The organism is Maribacter litoralis (genome assembly GCF_902506355.1).
GTDB lineage: Bacteria > Bacteroidota > Bacteroidia > Flavobacteriales > Flavobacteriaceae > Maribacter > Maribacter litoralis.
Window position 1 is genome coordinate 941944 of sequence record NZ_LR733271.1, and the last position, 21539, is coordinate 963482.

Genomic DNA, 21539 nt, shown 5'->3' on the forward strand with positions numbered 1-21539 from the left:
TTGATTTCTTATCTTCTACGAACTTCTTAAACAATGAAAGACTACTTCAAATAATCCTCTGCCTTAGCCAACGCCTCTGCTATACCATCAGGGTTTTTACCTCCCGCAGTTGCAAAAAATGGTTGTCCGCCACCTCCGCCTTGAATATATTTTCCAAGTTCACGAACAATAGTACCCGCATTTAATTTTTTTGAAGCAACCAGTTCTTTAGATATATAGCAAGATAACAATGCTTTGCCGTTTTGCTCAGTTCCAAAAAGTAAAAACAAATTATCCTTATTACCGCCCATTTCAAAACTAAGATCTTTTATTCCCGCAGCATCTAAATCTACTTTCTTAGCAAGAAACTGAACACCATTTATTTCCTTAAGTTCAGATAACAGATCACCTTTAAGATTCTTTGCCTTGTCTTTCAACAACTCCGCTACTTGTTTTTTTAGACTACTGTTTTCTTCTTGTAAACTTGAAACGGATTTAACTGGATCTTGACTATTACCAAGAACGTGTTTAATTTTTGAAAGTAACTTATCATTATCGGTATGTAAATCTTTGACGGCATCGCCTGTAATTGCTTCAATTCTTCTTATACCCGACGCTACGGCACCTTCAGATTTAATTTTAAACTGCCAAATATCTCCCGTATTCTTAACATGGGTACCTCCACAAAGCTCTATAGATTGCCCAAAACGTATGGTACGTACCGCATCGCCATATTTTTCACCGAACAGTGCCATGGCACCATTTTCCAAAGCGGTTTTCATTGGCACGTTTCGCTCTTCTTGAAGTTGAAGATGACCATCAATTCTTGCGTTCACAAAATTCTCGACATCTTGTAATTGTTCTGGTGTCAATTTAGAAAAATGAGAAAAATCGAATCGCAAATATTTAGAGTGAACAGAAGAACCTTTTTGTTCTACATGTGGTCCAAGAATTTCTCGTAATGCCTGATGCAATAAGTGCGTTGCCGTATGGTTGGCTTCTGTTCTACTTCGTTGCTTTTTGTCCACAACCGCTTTAAAACTTTCATTTAAATGCTCTGGAAGATTTTCTGTAAAATGAATGATTTCATTATTTTCTTTTTTGGTATCCGTTATGTAGATAACACCTCCACGTGAATCTTCCAAATAACCTTTATCACCTACTTGACCACCACCTTCTGCATAAAACGGTGTAAGATTAAACACCAATTGATACTGAGTTCCCTCCTTTTTAGAAACTATCTTTCTGTACTTGGTAATCTTTACCTCAACATCGAGCATATCATAACCAACGAACTCTTGCTCGTTGTCTTCCAATAAAACTTCCCAGTCTTGCTTAGATACTACAGATGCAGATTTAGACCTGTTCTTTTGCTTTTGCATTGCGGCATTAAAACCGTCTTCATCCAACTCATATCCCTTTTCACTTAAAATAAGGGCGGTTAAATCTATAGGGAAACCAAATGTATCATATAATTCAAAAGCTTTACCGCCATCAACGGTCTTACCCGTTGTATTATTAATAATCGTCTCCAACAGCAACAACCCTTGATCTAAAGTCTTTAAAAAAGAATATTCTTCTTCTTTAATAACATTTTCAATCAATTGTTTTTGCTCTTTTAATTCTGGATATGCTGCCCCAAGCGAATCTGTAAGTACATTTACCAAACGGAACATAAAAGGTTCTTTGGTATTCAAAAATGTAAAGCCATAACGTACCGCTCTTCTTAAAATTCTACGTATTACATAACCCGCACCTGTGTTACTTGGCAACTGCCCATCTGCAATAGAAAATGCTACCGCACGAATATGGTCGCTAATAACACGTATAGCTATATCAATCTCTTCATTCTTACCATAATCGGAATTGGTTATGGTCTCTATTTCACGAATTAGCGGTGTAAAAATATCTGTGTCATAATTAGATTGCACTCCTTGTAAAACCATACAAAGACGTTCAAAACCCATACCGGTATCTACATGCTTTGCAGGCAAATTTTCTAATGTACCATCTGCCTTACGATTATATTGCATAAATACAAGGTTCCATATTTCCACTACTTGTGGGTGGTCTTGATTTACCAAACTTGCCCCAGATACTTTTGCTTTCTCTTCTTTAGATCGAATATCAACATGAATTTCAGAACATGGTCCGCATGGTCCTTGATCTCCCATTTCCCAAAAGTTATCTTTCTTGTTCCCCAAGATGATTCTATCTTCGGGTACAATTTTTTTCCATAGATCAAAAGCCTCCTCATCCAACGCCAACTTATCCGCATCGTTACTTCCTTCGAAAACAGACACATAAAGATTGTCTTTATCTATTTTAAAAACTTCGGTCAATAGCTCCCAAGCCCAAGAAATAGCTTCTTCTTTAAAATAATCACCAAAACTCCAGTTACCCAACATTTCAAACATGGTGTGGTGATAGGTATCTTTTCCTACTTCCTCCAAATCATTATGCTTACCACTTACACGTAAACATTTTTGAGTATCTACTACCCTAGAGCTTTTTGGCTGACTTATGCCTAAAAAGTATTCTTTAAACTGATTCATTCCCGCATTTGTAAAAAGCAGGGTTGGATCATCTTTAATGACCATAGGTGCAGAAGGCACTATTTTATGGCCTTTACCTTTGAAAAAATTCAGAAATTGAGTTCTTGTTTCTTTGGAATTCATCTAAAATGCTAAGCTTTTACAAATTTTAACGGTTTATATAAAACTATTTTTATATTTGTTTGTTCCCTAATAATTAAAAAACAAAAATAGGATAAATAACATTCATGTCTAAGGTAAAATACTATTACGACCCAGATACGCTGTCGTACCGTAAAATAGAACCCCAAAAATCTAAACGTTATAGAAATATAACCTTCTTTATTTTGGGATCATGCCTTTTTGGACTGCTAGGTTTAATTTTATTGCTCAACACCAACCTTGTTAATACCCCTAGAGAACTATCTTTATCTCGTGAAGTAAAAAACTACGAACTTCAATATGAGCTGTTGAATAAAAAAATGGAACAGATTGAAGAAGTTCTGGGCAATATTGAAGAACGCGATAATAACATCTACAGATTATATTTTGAAGCCAACCCAATACCAGACGAGCAAAGAAAAGCTGGTTTTGGTGGTATAAACCGATATAAATCGCTAGAAGGCTTCAACAACTCTGAAATGATAATATCTACCACAAAAAGATTGGACATTATAAAAAAACAAATGGCCATTCAATCTAAATCTTTAGATGAAATCACAAAACTTGCCGAAGAAAAAGAAAAATTATTAATGTCCATTCCAGCAATACAGCCCATCAACAATGAAGACCTTACCCGTATGGCTTCTGGTTATGGTTGGCGTTCAGATCCATTTACAAAAGCAAGAAAAATGCATTATGGAATGGATTTTACAGCACCTAAAGGAACCCCTGTCTACGCAGCGGGCGATGGCAAAATAGTTCGTGCAGATAATAATTCATCTGGATACGGCAAGCATATTCGTATTGAGCATGGCTATGGGTATTTGAGCCTTTATGCGCATTTAAGCCAATACAATGTCAAAAAAGGACAAAAAGTAAAACGTGGCGATTTAATTGGCTTCGTAGGCAGCACCGGTAGATCAGAAGCACCACATTTACACTATGAGGTTTGGAAGGACAAAGACCGTATAAACCCTATTAACTTCTATTATGGAAGTTTATCACCTGAAGAGTTTGAAAACATGCTTAAATTTGCTAATCAAGAAAATCAATCATTAGATTAATGCAGGTAAACCTCCCAGAAAAAAGATATTATGGTATTGGTGAAGTAGCCCGTGCTTTCGGTGTAAACGCCTCGTTAATTCGTTTTTGGGAAAAAGAGTTCGATGTACTTCAACCAAAGAAAAATGCTAAGGGCAATAGAAAATTCACACCCCAAGACATTAAAAATCTGCAGCTTATTTACCATTTGGTAAAAGAAAGGGGTTTTACGCTAGACGGTGCTAAAATTCACCTTAAAGAAGAGAAACAAAAAACACTTTCTAACTTTGACATTATCCAAAAACTGGAACGTGTAAAAGCAGAACTGAATAAAATTAAAGACCAATTATAACACAACCATTATGAAAAAAGGAATTATTGCATTAATCGTCATTGTAGTCATTGCATTTGGCTTGTACCAATGGGGAGTAGGTTTTAACAACACTGCTATAGCATTGAAAGAAACCTCAACAAAAACCTGGGCAAATGTTGAAAGTGCCTATCAACGTAGAAATGACCTTATTGGCAACTTAGTAAAAACGGTACAAGGTGCTGCTGATTTCGAAAGAGGTACTTTAACCGATGTAATCGAGGCAAGATCTAAAGCAACATCCGTAAGCATTGACCCAACAAACATTACCCCAGAGCAATTAGCTCAGTTCAACCAGGCGCAAAGCGGGTTAAGCAGTGCACTTAGTAGATTACTGGTTACTGTTGAGCGTTATCCTGATTTAAAGGCAAATCAGAACTTTTTAGAACTTCAAGCGCAATTAGAAGGTACCGAGAATAGAATTAATGTAGCTAGAGATAGATTTAACGCCACAGTAGAACCCTATAATCTCCATATTAAAAAGTTCCCAAATTCAATTTTGGCAGGTATTTTTAATTTTGATGAATTGGCATACTACAAAGCTGATGCAGGTTCTCAAAATGCACCAGATGTAAATTTTGAATTTGATTGATATTTTATGTCCAAGGTAGAAGAATTTTTAACAGCATCAGAGGAGCAAGATATAGTTAACGCTATTCTTGAAGCAGAAAAAAATACTTCTGGCGAAATTAGGGTACACATTGAAGCGCATACCGACAAGGATCATTACGAGAGAGCAAAAGAAGTTTTTCATTTATTAAAAATGGACAACACCAAACAAGAAAACGGTGTGCTGATCTATGTTGCCGTTAATGATAAAAAATTTGTTATCTGTGGAGACAAAGGGATCGACAATGTTGTACCAAAAGACTTTTGGCAAACTACCAGAAATAGTATTCAAACACATTTTGAAAAAGGAGCGTTCAAGGATGGACTTGTTGCCGGAGTATTAAAAGCCGGTGAAGAACTAAGAAGTCATTTCCCGTGGCAATCTGATGACACCAATGAATTAAGCAATGAAATATCTAAAGGCTAGCCTAATAATTCTTTTTCTTTGGTGTGCACCGCTATGGAGTCAGTTTGAAATTCCTGAGAAACCCGCATTACAGACCAGTGTTTACGATTACGTCAATTTATTGACTGACCAACAAAAAGTAGCATTAAGCAATAAATTGGTTCGTTATTCAGATAGTACTTCAACGCAAATCGTTGTCACCATAATTTCAAGCACAAATGGCGAAAACATTAATTATCTAGGTGCCAATTGGGGACAAAAATGGGGTATAGGACAGGAAGGCAAAGATAATGGCATACTAATAATACTTGCCGAAAATGACAGAAAAGTAGCTATAAGTACCGGCTACGGCGTTGAAGGTTCACTAACAGATGCCCTTTCAAAACGAATAATAGAAAACGTAATTCTACCTGAATTTAGAACCGGCAATTACTATGCGGGACTAAACAAAGGTTCTGATGTCATTTTTCAAGTACTTAACGGGGAGTTTGAAGAAGACAGAACCTTTGGAGATAACAGTGGATCTCCCTTCTCATCTTTTTTACCTTTTATCATATTTCTGGTAATCCTCTTTATTCTTTGGAGTCGTAAAAACAATGACAATGATGGTAGTGGCGGAAGAAGACGTGGAGGACTAAGTCCTTGGGACATGATTATTCTTAGCAATATGGGTCGTTCTAGTGGTTCTAGCGGCGGATTTGGCAGCGGTGGCGGAAGCTTCGGTGGTGGCGGATTCGGAGGAGGTTTCGGCGGCGGCGGCTTTGGCGGCGGCGGCGCTTCTGGTGGATGGTAACTTTATTTCCAAAAAATTATAAGTCTGTTTTATCATTTTTTTTTAATTCAAGCCAGAAAAACTGTTACTCTTTTGGAAGGAGTTACTGGCGTGTTCTAGTTTGTGAGCTTATTACAATCTTCATCATAGTAGCACCCACCCCTTTATCCCCTCCCAAGAGGTGAGGATCACGTTTATATCTGTGGATTTAATACCAACTGAGAGGTTTTTTACTACAGGAGTAACTTAGGTTGTCTTATCAAAAATGTTTAATTCAAGTCAGAAACTATTCCCCTCTTGGGAGGGGTCATGGCCGGGCTCTTGTTTGTCGACTAACACTAAAAAAAATGATCAAATAATTCTGCTTCGCAAAATATTTGATCATTTTATATTTGATACTAACAATTTTAGTCGTATTCTTATTTCTTTCTCATAAAGACCGTTATAGGCACGCCAGAGAAATCGTATTCTTCTCGAATTTTATTCTCTAAATAACGCTTATATGGCTCTCGTACATATTGTGGCAGGTTACAGAAAAATGCAAACTGCGGATATGGAGTGGGTAATTGAGTACAGAATTTTATCTTAACAAATTTACCTTTATACGCCGGTGGCGGATAATTTTCAATGATAGGCAACATAGTTTCATTGAACTTTCGGGTAATGATTTTCTTATTACGATTATTATACACTTCTACAGCGGTTTCAATAGCTTTAAAAATACGCTGTTTGGTCAGCACAGACACAAAAAGAATAGGCACATCTGTAAATGGCTCAATTGCTTTTTTAATTTTTTGAGTATAGTGCTTAATAGTATTAGTCTCTTTATCCTCAACCAAATCCCACTTATTCACAAGAATAACGATTCCCTTATGGTTACGCTGAGCAAGCCAAAAAATATTTTCAACCTGACCATCAAATCCTCTTGTTGCATCCAACATTAAAATACAAACATCGCAATGCTCAATCGCTCTTACAGAGCGCATTACCGAGTAGAACTCCAAATCTTCCTTAACCTTAGCTTTACGGCGAATTCCCGCTGTATCGACGAGATTAAATTCAAATCCGAATCTATTGTATTTTGTATCGATACTGTCTCTAGTAGTACCAGCAATATCGGTCACGATATATCTGTCTTCACCAATCAAGGCATTAATAAAAGATGATTTCCCGGCGTTTGGCCTACCAACAACCGCAAACCTAGGCAATTCACTTTCTTCCTCTACAACATCTGGTAGCTTCTCTACTAAAGCATCTAACAACTCACCTGAACCCCCACCGTTTATACTTGATAATGTAAAATATTCGCCTAGACCCAATGAATAGAACTCTACGGCATCTTCCGCTCTTTTGGCATTATCCACTTTATTGACCGCTAAAAAAACCGGCTTTTTAACTCTTCTAAGTAATTTCGCCACATCTTCGTCCATACCGGTAACACCAGTCTCCACATCTACCATAAAAATAATGGCATCTGCTTCTTCTATCGCTAATTCTACCTGTCTATCAATCTCTTTTTCAAAGACATCATCACTGCCAACTACATAACCACCGGTATCAATAATTGAAAACTCTTTACCGTTCCAATCACTCTTACCATAATGGCGATCACGTGTAACACCGCTTACGGCATCAACAATAGCCTCACGCCTTTGAATTAATCTATTAAAAAATGTTGATTTTCCTACATTAGGTCTCCCTACAATGGCAACAATTGCACCCATAGCTTAAATTTGGGGCAAAGGTAATATTTATACCGTCAATTACACCATAAGTTAAATAGAGAGATTGGATTCAATCTCTTTAAAAGACTCTAATTTAGAAAGTTGTTTCTTTTTAGGAGTAGATAGGTAAGGTTCCCCTATAATTCTTTGTCTAACAATTCTAGCCGGAGACCCATATGCTATTACGTTGTCTCCAAAATGATCTACAACCAAAGAACCAGCCCCAATTACCGTATGCTGACCAATTTCAATGCCGTTAACAATATTTACCCCAAGACTTATAGCCGAAAACCTACCCAATTTAAGATTACCACCAGCACAAACGGACGGGGCTAAACTCGAATAAGAATCCATTATACCATCATGACCTAAAGACGAATTCGTATTAACTATACAAAAATCATGAATAATAGAATTTGCATTGACAATTGCACCAGGCATAAATACATTACCGCAACCTAACAATACATCTTTACCAATTACCGCCTCTGGATGAATAGCATTTACAAAGCTAAAATTAGGAACAACCTTAATGATTCTATCAGCAATTTTTTTACGGATCCAGTTATCTCCAATAGCTATAATCCCCCCAACTATATTAAATCTATTGATTAAAAATGGCAAATCAAATTCACTACCTAGTACTTGATACCCGTTAATTTTTGTGCCTTTTTCTTTAAACGAATCTACAAAACCAATTACATTATATTTAGCCTCTCTTTCCAGACAGTCTAAAACAACACTACCATGACCTGAGGCTCCAAAAATAATCACATTTTGCATTTCATCGGGGTTTTATGACACTTTGTCGATGAATCAAAAATAAACTATTCTTTTTAAACTAAAGAATCAAAAATGAAATTGAGGTAAAAATTAATTCAAAAAAGTCAACAAATAGGCTGATTACAAAACCAAATACTTGATACTCAGAGGTTCAGTAATTTATTTTAAACAGAAAGTATTCGATAGTTTAAGCTGAGAAGGTTCAATCCTTTTATTTATTATAGCCAAATCGCTTTAATTGACGCGCATCACTTCGCCAGTTTTTATTCACTTTTACATAAAGTTCTATGTGAACTTGTTTGCCAAAAAATTTCTCCAAATCTTTTCTGGCTTCTACCCCAACTCGTTTTAAAGCTGCACCTTTATGCCCAATAATGATTCCTTTTTGTGAATCGCGTTCAACCATTATTACCGCACGCATACGAATGATATCCTCATCTTCAAAAAACTCTTCAGTTTCTATCTCTACAGCGTAGGGAATTTCTTTTTTGTAGTTTAATAAGATTTTTTCGCGGATAGTTTCATTAACAAAAAACCGTTCTGGTTTGTCTGTTAATTGATCTTTAGGATAATAGGCAGGCGACTTTGGAAGTAACTCTACAATACGCTCAAAAACACCTTTTATATTAAAATTGGATAAAGCTGATATAGGATGTAGCTCTACCGTTGGCAACAGGTCTTGCCAATATTGAACTTGTTCTTCAAGCAAGTCCTGCGTAGCAGTATCCACTTTGTTTAAAAGTAACAAAACAGGAATTTTACTATTCTTAATTTTTTCAAAGAAAGCTTCATCTTTTAATGCCTTCTCCCCTATTTCAACCATGTAAAGCAATACATCGGCATCCTCGAAGGCAGACTTTACAAAATCCATCATACTACTTTGCAGCTCGTATGCCGGTTTAATTATTCCAGGGGTATCGGAAAGAATCATCTGAAAATCATCTCCGTTTACTATACCTAAAATACGGTGTCTGGTAGTTTGTGCTTTTGATGTAATTATAGATAATTTCTCACCCACAAAAGCATTCATTAATGTTGATTTGCCAACATTAGGATTACCAATAATATTTACGAAGCCTGCTTTATGATCTGCCATCCTTCAACTTTATTATATATTTCTTCAATTCTACATTAACCTTTGGAGCCAACAAAAGTACGGCAATCATATTAGGTATCACCATTAAGGCATAAGACAAATCGATTAAATTTTTTACTAATTCCAAGGATGCAACCGCGGCAAAGACGATCATGATCACAAAATACCAGTTATATAACTTACCCACTTTAGCATTGGTTAAAAAAGACAACGATTTTACTCCGTAATAAGAGTAAGTAAATAAGGTCGATAACGCAAATGCGGTAACTATTACCATCAACAATATATCTCCCCATCCAAACAATGTGGTTTCAAATGCCAATAGTGTCATAACTATTCCACTGGAATCTTCTGTATACGCCCCACTTAAAATAATTACGATAGCAGTAAAAGTACAAACCAAAATAGTATCAATAAACGGACCCAACATTGCGACCAAACCTTCACGGATAGGTTCATCATTTTTAGATTGCCCATGGTACATTGGTGCGCTACCCAAACCAGCTTCGTTAGAGAACATTGCCCTACGAACACCAATAATAACCAAGCCCCAAAATCCGCCAGTTGCTAGAGATTTAAAGTTCCAAGCTTCTGTAAATATCATTTTTAAAGCAGGTAATATTTGATCTGAATTCATTGCCATGACAGCTATTACGGCAATTAAATACACAGCCACCATAAATGGTACAATTGCAGAAGCCACTTTCGCAATCTTTGTCAATCCGCCGAAAATTACAAACGAAGTTACTACGGCCAATATAAGACCTATGGTCCATTTCCAATTTTCATCACTCATATCCAAAATAGTATCTCCCGGCTCAACAACACTCATAAAGGTTTCCGTAAATTGATTTGCAGTAAACACACCTAAAAAGCCAAATAGACCACATACGGCAAAAAAAACAGCCAAAGGTTTAGCCTTTTCACCCAGACCTTTTGTGATATAGTACATAGGACCTCCCTGCATTTTTCCGTCAGAATCAGTACCGCGATACATAATCGCCAAACTACAGGAATAAAACTTTATACACATACCTATCAAAGCGGTCATCCATATCCAAAAAACTACACCTGGCCCGCCATCATGTATGGCAATGGCAACTCCTGAAATATTCCCTAAACCAACTGTTGCCGCCACGGCTGCAGATAGTGCTTGAAAAGAACTAACCTCTCCCTTTGATTTTGAATTGTCATATTTGCCCGCAGTAATAGCAATAGCATGACCAAAAAACCGGTAAGGCATAAGTTTAGAATAGAAAACCAGAAATAGCCCGCCACCTATTAACAAAAGAAACATTGGCCACTCCGTATAAGGTAGTGCGCTGGCAATAAAGTCATTAATTGTATCCATAAAAACGCTAAAAGTTCGAAGTTATGGATTTAATGCATTTTAAAAGATATAGCTTCAAAAAAATATTCCCCAATATGTTTTGAATATAGAGAAAATGTGTTGTATATTTGCACCCCGCTACGAATAGTAGCATCCCTTTATCTCGTCAGCTTAATGACCTGAAGTTGCAAAACAAGTGAGATAAAAAACCCATATCGCGGGGTAGAGCAGTAGGTAGCTCGTCGGGCTCATAACCCGAAGGTCGCTGGTTCGAGTCCAGTCCCCGCTACTAAGAAAAAAAGCCAGTGAAAATTCAGTGGCTTTTTTTATTTTATAAGCAACAAGAACTATTAGGGACTAATTATTTACTAAATCCACTTAATATATTTCTTACATTTAAGCTTATGAAAATTGTTAGCTTAATCCTCATTTTCCTTAATGTTTTATCTTCTTGTTCCAAAAACAACAAGCCAATAATTATCCATAACCAAAAGATATTTCTTGCTTCTATAAAATCCGAGAATGGTATTAATGATGCAAAGGAAAATTGGCTGATTAAAGATATTCAGAAAGATACAATACCCGGCATTAGCTTATCAAAGGCAGCCGAGGAACTACTGATCGATAAGAATGGAACTGACGTTATCGTTGCAGTAATAGATATGCCAATCTCAATAGACCATAAAGCATTAAAAAATAATATTTGGAAAAATACAAATGAGATTGCAGGTAATCATATTGACGATGATCAAAATGGCTACATTGATGACATACATGGCTGGAATTTTATAGGCAATTCTAAAAATGAAAATATCATATTCATGCATTATGAATTTACCAGATTTTTAATTGCGGAAAAGATGGGATTACCATTAAGACCTGAGTTGGCTAGTCAACTCCCAAGAGCGCAAAAAGTATATAATGAAAGGATGGCATATGCTGAAGAAAATTTATTAGGCGTAAAAAAAATGGATAGCTTTTATTACAGCACAAAGAATACATTGAGCAAACTTTTTCATGATAAAATAATTATTGATTCCAAATTAGATAGTCTATCATTATCTAACCCTGAATTACAAGAAGCCATAGAATTACATAGAATGTACCAGGACGAAAACGTTGATGATTCTTATGTAAACAACATGATGCTAAAGGCTAAAAAGAGAATCGATATTCAATTAAATCTCGACTACGACGATAGAGCAATCATAGGTGATGATACAAACAACCTAAATGATAGAGATTATGGTAATAACAATGTTAGCCATAATACCGAAATACTCACCCACGGTACAAAAATGGCAGGTGTAATCGTTTCTTCTTTTGAAGAAGAATCACTCCAAGATATTATGAAACACATAAAAATAATGCCATTGCCTATTTCCGGTTTGGGTGGAGAGAACGACAAGGATATGGCGCTAGCAATTAGATATGCAGCTGACAATGGTGCCGATATCATTAACATCAGTTCTGGAAAATACTTTTCTCTTCATGAAGATTGGGTTCATGATGCCATTAAATATGCTGAATCTAAAGATGTATTGATTGTTGTTTCTTCTGGTAATGTAGGTATTGATCTAGATGCTGAACCAAAATATAGATATCCTAATGACAACTCCCCTACCGGTCATACAGAAATCTCTAACAATTTTATTAGAGTTGGCACTTCAAATTACACTCTAGACAGCACCTTTGTTCATCCTGCTACAAACTATGGTAAAACCGAAGTAGATATTTTTGCTCCCGGAGAAGAAATATACACTGCTACTTCCATCAAAAATGAAGATTACGCTTATGGAAGCGGTACATCTGAGGCTGCTGCAGTTGTATCGAAATCAGCTGCCATTTTAAAATCATACTACCCTGAACTAGTAGCCGAACAATTAAAAGACATTCTTCTTAAAACTGGAGTCCAATACAACATAGAAGTTTCTATGAAAGATTCATCGGATAACAACATTAAAATACCCTTCAATGAACTTTCCAAAACAGGTAGTGTAGTAAATGTTTATAACGCTTTGGTTCTAGCTGAATCATTAACCAAGAATAGTTCAAATTAAAATCTTTATCATCATTCGTCCAATTTTCTCTCTCCTCAAAGATATATTATCAACTATATATTAAATAATGCATAGGCTTTTTACCAAAACCTGTATGAAACAAAAAAATACAATACTGGTAATCAGCAATATTATAGTGACATATTGTTATTATAAGATAAAGTTAAAGTTTAGGTAATATATGCATTAACTTATCTGGGTATCATTGCAGGTGTTAGACCACACCAATGAGAACCTCTGATTCCAATTATTTATTTACACTTACCCAAAAAGACAATGAGTTAGCTTTTAATCAATTATATGATCGTCTTTGGAAAAGTCTTTATTTATTCTCTTTAAAATTACTGAAGAACGAAACGGAAGCAAAAGATGTAGTTCAAGATGTTTTCTGTAACCTCTGGACCAAAAGGAAAGAACTTGAAATAAAAAACATAAACTCTTATTTATTTTCAGCGACAAAATATAAGTGTTTGGAATATATTCGAAAAAACAAGAATTATACTGAATTACTATCTCGGGTAAATCAGGTCAATTTGGAAAATAATACAGAGAGGGACTTAGACTTTAAAGAAACCAAGTTTGAAATTGAAAAAGGTATCAATACGCTTCCTAAAAAAACTAGGCAAATTTTTACAATGAGCAGGTATGATGACCTTTCTAACAAAGAGATTGCCCACAAATTAAATATTTCCATTAAAACGGTTGAATACCATATCACCCAATCAATCAAACAATTAACTCCGGTAATTGCTTCCTGAAATTATTTTTTTTAAAAAAAAGTACTTTCTTGGTTAGGGTTAACCCACTTTTTTCTCTCTTACTTATAGAGCACCATAGTAATGACGGAAAAAGAACTTCAAGATTTAATAGATAAATACCTTTTAGGTAACTGTACCCAACAAGAGCAGGAGCTTTTGGATAAAGCTCTAGACAGTTATAACGATGAAGATGCTACTTCACAAAAGATTGACCAAGAATCTAGAATTAAAGCCGATATTCATTCCAACATTTTTAAAAAGGAAATTTATTCCAATAAAAAACAATCATCCAATAAAAGATGGCTACATGCCGTCGCTACTGTATTGATTTTAATAAGTATAGGTGTTACTTTTTATCATATAAATCCGTATGAAAAAGAGAAATTAACATCCCAATCTTTTATAACTAAATCTACGGAATGGGGTCAACGCTCAACCTTTACACTGCAAGACGGAACAAAAATCACCTTAAACGCGGGCAGCAGTATTGAGTTTCCCGAGAATTTCATTGCGCTATCAACAAGAGAAGTGAAGTTAAATGGTGAAGCATTTTTTGAAGTAGCAAAGAATCCCAATAAACCGTTTATCATACATACTCAGAACGTAACAACTCAGGTATTGGGCACGTCGTTCAATGTTAACGCTTATGAATTTAGCGAGAATATTTCTGTAACGGTCAAGACCGGGAAAGTACGGGTACAATCTAAAAATAAAGTTGGTGACGTCAATACGGTATACTTGGTTCCCAACCAAATGGCTGCATACAGTAAAAAAGGTGATGAACTTATTACCTCTATCGTTGCCAATGAAAACTATCTAGATTGGAAAAATGGAATTATCAGATTCAACGATATCACTTTCTTGGAAGCTTCTGACATGCTTACTAGATGGTATGGTATTGAAATAGATTTTCAATCTTCATCCCTTAAAAACTGCCATGTTACGGCACGCTATGAGAAAGCAAAACTTAACGTTGTCTTAGAGAGTATAAAATTTGCTACCAAAGGAATGGATTACGAATTTTTAGCAAACAATAAAATTTTATTAAAAGGATCGTGTAACCACTAAAACCAATTAACACCATGTAAATAAAACATACTCAAAACAAAAAAGCAGCCTGTGACACTTTGGCGAGGATCAACAGACTGCATAGCATTTAACGATTAATTAGATAACCATTAAACATTCTGTGAAGTTATGAATTCACTTAGTATTAAACAATTTATTGCGTTGACAATGAAAATTACCGTTCTACTTATGATTGTTGCGCTAATGAACCCTCTTTTTGCTTCGAGGGTCGAGGCTCAACGATTAGACCAAATTTCCGTAGAACTATCACTAGAAAATGCCTCTATAGAAGATGTCATTTCTACTATAGAGGAACAAACCGCATTTAACTTTGTATATGGGCGATCCATTACCAATTTAAAAAATCGCTATAATTTAAATTACAGTGGCGTTTCATTAAAATCCGTTCTAGAACTATTAGCCAAGGATGCAGGCGTAGCTTTCAGACGAATTGATAAGAATATTTCTATAGATAAACGAAGGAAAACCGATAAGAAAGTTGTCGACATAATATATCAATTGGTTGAAGGAAGGGTTCTTGACGAAACCGGTCAACCCCTACCTGGTGCCTCTATTGTAGAAAAAGGAACTACTAATGGTACGGCAACAGACTTTGATGGTAATTATAGTATTAACGTAGCTCCGGATGCGGTATTGATAGTCTCTTATATTGGTTATAATACCGAATACATTCCTGTAGGCGACAAAACTCAAATAGATATTAGTTTATCTATGGCATCCTCTGCCCTACAAGAGGTTGTGCTCATAGGATACGGTCAACAAGCTAGGGCTAAAATTATCGGCTCCGTTTCCGAAATCAAGAATAGCGAACTCGAAAATGTTACCGCCGCAACTGTGGACCAACAATTAGCCGGTAAAATTTCAGGTGTAATAATTAACCAATCCAATGGGCAACCGGGCACAGATTCTCAAATTATCATTAGAGGTACAGGAACATTAACCGCAGGTACAAATCCTTTAATTGTCGTTGACGGATTTCCTCTTACAGAGGGTAGTTCTTTAAGTTCTGTAAACCCTAACGATATTGCCGAAATCAACATACTAAAAGATGCCGCCTCAGCATCCATTTATGGTTCAAGAGCAGCAAACGGGGTTATTTTAATTACAACCAAATCAGGCACCAGCAATCAAAAAACAACGGTGACTTTAGAAACTTATGGGGGAGTGCAACAACAAAGTTCTGGCGTAGAATTGGTCGACGGTTATGAATTTGCTCAATTTCTTACCGAAGCTAGAAACTGGGGCTATGTTTCTAAAGATCCCATTAACAGAAGTGAAACAGACCCAAATTCCGTGAGGGTTACAAAACTTATTGACGGAAAACAGATTGATGGGCGAGAACTTTTCTTACCAGAATTAACACCTTACCTAAATGGAGAACCCGGACTTGTAAATACAGACTGGATAGATGAAGGTTTTAGAAATGCAGCATTATCCAACTATGCGCTTTCCGTTTCTGGGGGGAATGAAAAAACAACCTACTATACATCTTTGGGATATTTTGATCAGGAAGGTGTTGTTATTGGTACAGATTTTAAGCGTTATTCAGGATCGGTAAATCTACAAAGTAAAATATCTGAAAAAGTAAAATTCGGTATTAACTTGAAACCTAACTACTCCATCGAGAATTCGGTAGACCAAGGTAGTCGAAGTAACGGTGTTTTAGGTCTATCTGTTCTAAATTTTCCATTTTACAGCCCATACAATCCAGATGGTAGTATTAATATAAGTGACCAACTTGTAAACGAACAGCACGAAGTTGAAGGCGTGCGTATTAATGGTACACCTGTTGAAAGTTTAATAGCTACTGCCAATTTAATTACTGACGTAAAAAAACGGTTTAGAATTTTTGGAAATGCCTTTATAGATGCAGAAATTCTAGAAGGGCTAAACTACAAATTTTCTTTAGGTGGTGATTATGATTCTTATGTACGTGACTACTACTACCCAATTGGCGTAGGATCCTACCGTACACCCGCCCCAAGAGCCGATGCTAATGGTGAGCAACGTAAGCAAAATAAAATCAATTATTTACTTGAGAACACTTTAACGTACAACAAGAATTTTGGAAAACATCACTTTAACATATTAGGTGGTTATACCTTTCAAAAGGAAAATACAGATTACACAAGGGTAATCGGTACAGGGTTTGCTGATGATAACATTCAAAATATTGCGGGTGCTAGTGCTTTTACCGCGTCAGCGGATGTAGGTATTTGGACTTTAGAATCATACTTGGCTCGTTTACAGTATGATTTTGATTCGAAGTATTTGCTATCTGCAGCTATTCGTCGCGATGGATCTTCGAGATTCGGAATCAATAACAGATGGGGTAACTTCCCTTCTGTAGCTGCTGGATGGGTATTTACAAGAGAAGGCTTTTTTCCGGTAAATGATTTCGTAAGTTTTGGCAAAGTATCTGCCAGTTGGGGTCAAACTGGTAACAACCAAATTGGAACCTATGCTTCTAAAGCTTTAGTGACCGATTCCAACTATGTTTTTGATGGCGGTATTGCCCCAGGGTACATTACCACTTCTGCACCAAATCCAGATTTGGGTTGGGAAGTAGCTTCTTCCTTTAACGTTGGTCTGGACCTTGGGTTGTTCAATAACAAATTGAACTTTAACATGGCCTATTATAAAACCAACACCAAAGATCTGCTATTGGATGTTCCCGTTCCACAGCAAACAGGTTATGATAATGTATTGGCCAATATTGGTGAAATGGAAAACCAAGGCTGGGAATTCCAAATATCTGGAAACGGTTTTAAAGTAGGAGAATTAGGCGTAGGTTTCAACGCCAATCTGACCTCTTATGAGAACAAAGTTATTGCTTTAGGACCTGGACAGGATAAAATTGCTACCGGTAGAGACCAACTTTTTACAACACAAATTGGTAGACCTATTGCAGAAATCTATGGGTATACGTTAGATGGCGTGTTCAAAACACAAGAAGAAATTGACTCAACACCTCATCTAGACGGTACCCTTACGGGTGATTTAAAAGTTGTGGACATAAATAACGATGGTGTAATAGATGATGAGGATAAAGTATCCAAAGGCACTTATGCTCCTGATTATACTTATGGCTTCGGTGTTAACTTAGATTACAAAGGTTTTACCTTAAGTGCTAATTTTGTAGGTGTTGAAGGAAGAACTTTATTGGATGGCGACCTTAGTTCAATAACTGAATCCGGGGAAGGTTTTGGCGTTCCTACACAATATTACTTTGACAATAGGTACCACCCAGTCAACAACCCTGACGGATTTTTAGGACAACCAAACTTTGGTAATTTCTCCAACTCAAGAAAAATTTTGCGTAGTTCTGTAACTGTAGAAGAAAACAACGGTGATTACTTCAGATTTAGAGACTTGCGAGTAGGCTATAATTTTCAGGAACACGTGTTAAAAAGCATTAAACTTTCCGGCTTGCAAGTTTATTTTTCAGGAAATAATCTGTTTACCTCTACCAAATGGAGAGGTTGGAACCCAGATGGTACTTCTAGTGACATACTTACCTCCGGCTACAACTCCGGCGGCAACTACCCTATTTCCAAGACCTACACAATCGGTTTAAAAATTTCATACTAAAAAGCTATTCAAATGAAAAAGTATATATCCTTAACTATTGCAGTTCTTGTTCTGGGATTGGTAAGCTGCGAAAAAGAATTGATACAAAACCCAACCACAACTAAGGTTGCCGATAATTTTTATGCCAATGAGGCAGAAATGGAAGAAGCGGTAAATGCCGTATTCGCTACTCTGCAATTTACAGGTGTATATGACACGGCCATGCCCGCTGTTGGAGAACTACCTGGTGAAGATGCCTATGATGAAACTCCGGCCAATGATGGTGGAAACTATGGAATGCTGGACGACTTTATCGTTATTCCACAAAGTAGCCTTATAGCCGATGTTTGGGAAGACACCTACAAGGGCATTCAAAGAGCCAATATTGTACTGAGCAGAATTCAAGAAGTAGAGTTTGAAGATGCCGCTTTAAAAGATGCGCGCACTGGAGAAATGTTATTCATTAGAGCACTACTTTATTTCAATTTAGTGAGAACCTTTGGTGATGTTCCTTTGATTGTTGATGAAGTTGAAAATCCGCAAGAATATTTTGGACAAGCTAGAACTCCCATTGAAGATGTCTATGCACAAATCATTTCAGATTTGCAAACGGCGGAAAGTTTACTCCCTGTTCGTAATGACGGTAACCGAGGGCGGGTAGTAAAAACCGCAGCTCAAGCACTTATGGGCAAAGTTTACCTCACCAGATTAAATTATTCAGCCGCAAGAGAAAATTTATTGAAGGTCGTAAACTCCAATGCCCATAATCTAATAGCGGTAGACGAAGTATTTTCCGTTGATAACGAACTTAATGAGGAGCTCATTTTTGTAGTTCAGTACGCATCGGGAATAAACTCAAACGGGGAAGGTTCAGATGCCTATAGAATGTTCAACCCGACAGGGAGACAAGATGGCGGTATGGCAGGAACAAAAGGACATGGTGTTCTTAAACCTGATTTTTTCGAATTATATGATGGTACCGATAGCCGAAAAGGCGTATTTGTAGGCCAATTGGAATCTGGTTTAGCATATAACAATAAAATTGCTGTTCCAACTACGGTAATAGGCGATTCCCCTAGCGATTGGGTGGTACTGCGTTATGCAGATGTGCTTCTCATGCTGGCCGAGATAGAAAACGAATTGGGCAACTCCACGGATGCAGTCTCTTATTTGAACGAAATTCGTAACAGAGCAAATCTTGGGGATTATAGTGGTTCTACCGATAAAACCTCTTTGTTCGCTGAAATAGATTTACAAAGACGTTTAGAATTGGTATGGGAAGGTCACCGTTGGTTCGATTTATTGCGTCAAGGTCGTGCACAGTCCGTATTAGGTATAACAGATGCCAATAAATTACTACTTCCGTTGCCTGCAAGTCAAATTGCGGCGGATCCGGCATTGGTTCAAAATCCAGGATACTAAGAACAGATCATGAAAAAACAGATGAAACGCACAATTCAGGGTTTTTTATTTTTAATATTTGGAATGCAAATAGTTGTGGGGCAAGAGTCCCACAACGCATCCCAAAACAAGGCCGAACAAATTTTACACCAGCTTAAAAATCCATCATCGGAATATATCGTTGCCATTTCCCACAGAGGAGATTGGCGCTATGCTCCAGAAAATTCATTAATGGCCATACAACGTTGCATAGACTTGGGTATTGATGTTATAGAACTGGATTTTAGACTTACCAAAGATGGTCACTTAGTGGCTATGCACGATACCACCGTGGACAGAACAACCAACGGAACTGGAAAAGTAAGCGAATTGACCTTAGGGGAAATAAAACAATTTCGATTGAAAAATGCAGCAGGGGTGAGACATTCCAATCAGCAAGTACCCACTCTAGAAGAGGTTATGAACTTAGTAAAGGGAAAGATAATGGTAAACTTGGACAAGACCGAAAGCAAGTGGGTAAGAGAATCTTATGAAGTATTGAAGAAGACCAAAACCATAGACCATGCTATCTTTAAAGGTAATGATGATATTGCGGTAATGCGTAGTAAATATGGCTCCTTAATGGATAGTATTATATACATGCCCAAATTATGGTACAAGAATTCAAAAGTAAAAGAGCTATATCAAGGGTATGAAAAAGACATAGACCCCTTTTACTATGAAACTATTTTTGATACCGAAAATGCCGAACCCCTAAAAATTGCTAAATCCAATATGAAAAAGAACGGCGATGGATTTTTGGCCATTGCCCTGTGGAACGAACTTTGTGCAGGTAGAACCGATGAAATGGCATTATTGGAAGGCCCTGATAAAGCATGGGGCTGGTTAATTGAACAAGGTGCCAACGCTATCATGACGGATAGACCTGAAGAACTACTTCTCTATCTTGAAAGCAAAGGATTAAGAACAATGAAAACGGTACATTAAAATTGATGGAATGAATCTAAAAATTAGCATTTGTACTATACTTTTTGCTATAATTTGTGTTGATAACTGTTTCTGCCAAACAAGCAAGGCTGATAGTATATTATTCGATTTCAATCACAGACCGGAAAAAATTCTAGTGGCGGCCCATAGGGCCGCTCACCAGAATTATCCTGAAAACTCCATTGCTGCAATTCGCGAAAGCATACGTCTGGGGATAGCCATTGTTGAATTGGACATCCGGGTTACAAAAGATGATAAATTGGTAGTGATGCACGACCGAACCGTAGACCGTACGACAAACGGATCCGGTAAGGTAGATCAGCTTACATTCGAAGAAATACGGAGCCTTCGCCTTAAGCATAAAGATGATTTGACCGATGAACAGGTGCCTACTTTAGAAGAGGTACTCGTAGAAGCTACAGGAAAAATACTTATTGACATAGACTTTAAAGCAGCGCCCAAAAACATTGACAAAGCCTTGGCTCTTATTGAAAAACATAAAATGGAAAACCAGATTATCTTCTTTTTATATGACCACAAGCTATCGCCGAAACTTCATAAGAAAAGTCCGGCTATTATAATTATGCCCAGGGCACATAATCAGAATGAAGTAGAGGAAATTTTAAAGTGGAATTACATAAAAGTTATACATGTTGATGATAGTTTTTACGATGATACACTCATGAACCGCATACTGGATGCCAACGTACGAGTATGGATGAATGCTTTAGGAAAGTATGATACCATGGAAAAAACAGAAAAAAATTCCGGTTTTGAAGCCTTATTAAAGCAAAAGAATATCAATATCATACAAACGGACCTACCCAGGGAATTAAGTAATTTTCTATTGATTAAAAAATAATATTCT

17 protein-coding genes and 1 tRNA gene are annotated in these 21539 nt (G+C 36.7%); 13 read left to right on the forward strand and 5 right to left on the reverse strand.

Going from position 1 to position 21539, the window contains the following annotated elements:
* Positions 1-41: 41 nt before the first annotated feature.
* Positions 42-2657, reverse strand: coding sequence for an alanine--tRNA ligase (alaS, locus tag EXIGUO8A_RS03905; RefSeq protein ID WP_159302001.1), 2616 nt, complete (start codon positions 2655-2657; stop codon positions 42-44).
* A gap of 104 nt (positions 2658-2761) precedes the next feature.
* Between alaS and EXIGUO8A_RS03910 the strand changes: the two genes are divergently transcribed.
* From EXIGUO8A_RS03910 to EXIGUO8A_RS03930, 5 genes are read left to right on the forward strand one after another with little or no spacing between them, the layout of a single operon-like run.
* Entirely contained in the window at positions 2762-3739 is a 978-nt protein-coding gene (locus EXIGUO8A_RS03910) for a M23 family metallopeptidase (protein WP_159302002.1), read from the forward strand.
* Complete coding sequence (locus EXIGUO8A_RS03915; RefSeq protein WP_116770988.1) at positions 3739-4068, forward strand: MerR family transcriptional regulator; 330 nt, start codon at positions 3739-3741, stop codon at positions 4066-4068. Before EXIGUO8A_RS03910 ends, EXIGUO8A_RS03915 begins: the two co-directional genes overlap by 1 nt.
* Before the next feature lie 10 nt (positions 4069-4078).
* Positions 4079-4678 (forward strand): LemA family protein, encoded by a 600-nt coding sequence (locus EXIGUO8A_RS03920; RefSeq protein ID WP_159302003.1) that lies wholly within the window; start codon positions 4079-4081, stop codon positions 4676-4678.
* 6 nt (positions 4679-4684) lie between these two features.
* The gene (locus EXIGUO8A_RS03925; protein ID WP_159302004.1) at positions 4685-5122 is read left to right on the forward strand and encodes a TPM domain-containing protein; all 438 of its coding nucleotides are present in this window, start codon (positions 4685-4687) and stop codon (positions 5120-5122) included.
* Positions 5103-5894, forward strand: coding sequence for a TPM domain-containing protein (locus tag EXIGUO8A_RS03930; protein ID WP_159302005.1), 792 nt, complete (start codon positions 5103-5105; stop codon positions 5892-5894). Before EXIGUO8A_RS03925 ends, EXIGUO8A_RS03930 begins: the two co-directional genes overlap by 20 nt.
* Positions 5895-6292: 398 nt before the next feature.
* Here EXIGUO8A_RS03930 and der read toward each other — a convergent pair whose 3' ends face one another.
* From der to EXIGUO8A_RS03950, 4 genes are all read right to left on the reverse strand, one after another.
* Positions 6293-7597: a ribosome biogenesis GTPase Der gene (der, locus tag EXIGUO8A_RS03935; RefSeq protein ID WP_116770992.1), complete on the reverse strand. Its 1305-nt coding sequence runs from the start codon at positions 7595-7597 to the stop codon at positions 6293-6295.
* 51 nt (positions 7598-7648) lie between these two features.
* Positions 7649-8380: an acetyltransferase gene (locus EXIGUO8A_RS03940; protein ID WP_159302006.1), complete on the reverse strand. Its 732-nt coding sequence runs from the start codon at positions 8378-8380 to the stop codon at positions 7649-7651.
* A gap of 211 nt (positions 8381-8591) precedes the next feature.
* Positions 8592-9476 carry a GTPase Era gene (gene era / locus EXIGUO8A_RS03945; RefSeq protein WP_116770994.1) on the reverse strand — a complete coding sequence of 295 codons (885 nt, stop codon included), beginning with the start codon at positions 9474-9476 and terminating at the stop codon, positions 8592-8594.
* Positions 9463-10827 (reverse strand): alanine/glycine:cation symporter family protein, encoded by a 1365-nt coding sequence (locus tag EXIGUO8A_RS03950; RefSeq protein ID WP_159302007.1) that lies wholly within the window; start codon positions 10825-10827, stop codon positions 9463-9465. The genes era and EXIGUO8A_RS03950 overlap by 14 nt, the downstream gene beginning before the upstream one ends.
* Positions 10828-11022: 195 nt before the next feature.
* On the opposite strand from EXIGUO8A_RS03950, the gene EXIGUO8A_RS03955 reads away from it, so the two are divergent.
* The 8 genes from EXIGUO8A_RS03955 to EXIGUO8A_RS03990 all read left to right on the forward strand — a co-directional run bounded on the left by EXIGUO8A_RS03955 (position 11023) and on the right by EXIGUO8A_RS03990 (position 21533).
* Positions 11023-11095: transfer RNA gene (locus EXIGUO8A_RS03955), tRNA-Met, on the forward strand.
* 115 nt (positions 11096-11210) lie between these two features.
* Positions 11211-12866, forward strand: coding sequence for a S8 family serine peptidase (locus EXIGUO8A_RS03960; RefSeq protein ID WP_159302008.1), 1656 nt, complete (start codon positions 11211-11213; stop codon positions 12864-12866).
* 227 nt (positions 12867-13093) lie between these two features.
* The gene (locus EXIGUO8A_RS03965; protein WP_159302009.1) at positions 13094-13624 is read left to right on the forward strand and encodes an RNA polymerase sigma-70 factor; all 531 of its coding nucleotides are present in this window, start codon (positions 13094-13096) and stop codon (positions 13622-13624) included.
* Between the two features lie 81 nt (positions 13625-13705).
* Entirely contained in the window at positions 13706-14692 is a 987-nt protein-coding gene (locus EXIGUO8A_RS03970) for a FecR family protein (protein ID WP_159302010.1), read from the forward strand.
* A gap of 129 nt (positions 14693-14821) precedes the next feature.
* On the forward strand, positions 14822-18304 hold the full coding sequence (locus EXIGUO8A_RS03975; RefSeq protein ID WP_159302011.1) for a SusC/RagA family TonB-linked outer membrane protein: 3483 nt from the start codon (positions 14822-14824) through the stop codon (positions 18302-18304).
* Between the two features lie 12 nt (positions 18305-18316).
* A complete protein-coding gene (locus EXIGUO8A_RS03980) occupies positions 18317-19705 on the forward strand; it encodes a RagB/SusD family nutrient uptake outer membrane protein (RefSeq protein ID WP_159302012.1) in 1389 nt (462 codons plus the stop codon).
* A gap of 21 nt (positions 19706-19726) precedes the next feature.
* Positions 19727-20671: a glycerophosphodiester phosphodiesterase family protein gene (locus tag EXIGUO8A_RS03985; RefSeq protein ID WP_159302013.1), complete on the forward strand. Its 945-nt coding sequence runs from the start codon at positions 19727-19729 to the stop codon at positions 20669-20671.
* Between the two features lie 10 nt (positions 20672-20681).
* Positions 20682-21533 carry a glycerophosphodiester phosphodiesterase family protein gene (locus EXIGUO8A_RS03990; RefSeq protein WP_159302014.1) on the forward strand — a complete coding sequence of 284 codons (852 nt, stop codon included), beginning with the start codon at positions 20682-20684 and terminating at the stop codon, positions 21531-21533.
* Positions 21534-21539: the final 6 nt, after the last annotated feature.

Excerpts from the sequence above, each read along its gene's own strand:
- EXIGUO8A_RS03940 (WP_159302006.1), bottom strand. The coding sequence starts at position 8,380 with ATGCAAAATGTGATTATTTTTGGAGCCTCAGGTCATGGTAGTGTTGTT.
- EXIGUO8A_RS03970 (WP_159302010.1), top strand. The coding sequence starts at position 13,706 with ATGACGGAAAAAGAACTTCAAGATTTAATAGATAAATACCTTTTAGGT.
- EXIGUO8A_RS03915 (WP_116770988.1), top strand. The coding sequence starts at position 3,739 with ATGCAGGTAAACCTCCCAGAAAAAAGATATTATGGTATTGGTGAAGTA.
- EXIGUO8A_RS03910 (WP_159302002.1), top strand. The coding sequence starts at position 2,762 with ATGTCTAAGGTAAAATACTATTACGACCCAGATACGCTGTCGTACCGT.
- EXIGUO8A_RS03960 (WP_159302008.1), top strand. The coding sequence starts at position 11,211 with ATGAAAATTGTTAGCTTAATCCTCATTTTCCTTAATGTTTTATCTTCT.
- der (WP_116770992.1), bottom strand. The coding sequence starts at position 7,597 with ATGGGTGCAATTGTTGCCATTGTAGGGAGACCTAATGTAGGAAAATCA.
- EXIGUO8A_RS03980 (WP_159302012.1), top strand. The coding sequence starts at position 18,317 with ATGAAAAAGTATATATCCTTAACTATTGCAGTTCTTGTTCTGGGATTG.
- alaS (WP_159302001.1), bottom strand. The coding sequence starts at position 2,657 with ATGAATTCCAAAGAAACAAGAACTCAATTTCTGAATTTTTTCAAAGGT.
- EXIGUO8A_RS03985 (WP_159302013.1), top strand. The coding sequence starts at position 19,727 with ATGAAACGCACAATTCAGGGTTTTTTATTTTTAATATTTGGAATGCAA.
- EXIGUO8A_RS03920 (WP_159302003.1), top strand. The coding sequence starts at position 4,079 with ATGAAAAAAGGAATTATTGCATTAATCGTCATTGTAGTCATTGCATTT.
- EXIGUO8A_RS03930 (WP_159302005.1), top strand. The coding sequence starts at position 5,103 with ATGAAATATCTAAAGGCTAGCCTAATAATTCTTTTTCTTTGGTGTGCA.
- era (WP_116770994.1), bottom strand. The coding sequence starts at position 9,476 with ATGGCAGATCATAAAGCAGGCTTCGTAAATATTATTGGTAATCCTAAT.
- EXIGUO8A_RS03990 (WP_159302014.1), top strand. The coding sequence starts at position 20,682 with ATGAATCTAAAAATTAGCATTTGTACTATACTTTTTGCTATAATTTGT.
- EXIGUO8A_RS03950 (WP_159302007.1), bottom strand. The coding sequence starts at position 10,827 with ATGGATACAATTAATGACTTTATTGCCAGCGCACTACCTTATACGGAG.
- EXIGUO8A_RS03965 (WP_159302009.1), top strand. The coding sequence starts at position 13,094 with ATGAGAACCTCTGATTCCAATTATTTATTTACACTTACCCAAAAAGAC.
- EXIGUO8A_RS03975 (WP_159302011.1), top strand. The coding sequence starts at position 14,822 with ATGAATTCACTTAGTATTAAACAATTTATTGCGTTGACAATGAAAATT.
- EXIGUO8A_RS03925 (WP_159302004.1), top strand. The coding sequence starts at position 4,685 with ATGTCCAAGGTAGAAGAATTTTTAACAGCATCAGAGGAGCAAGATATA.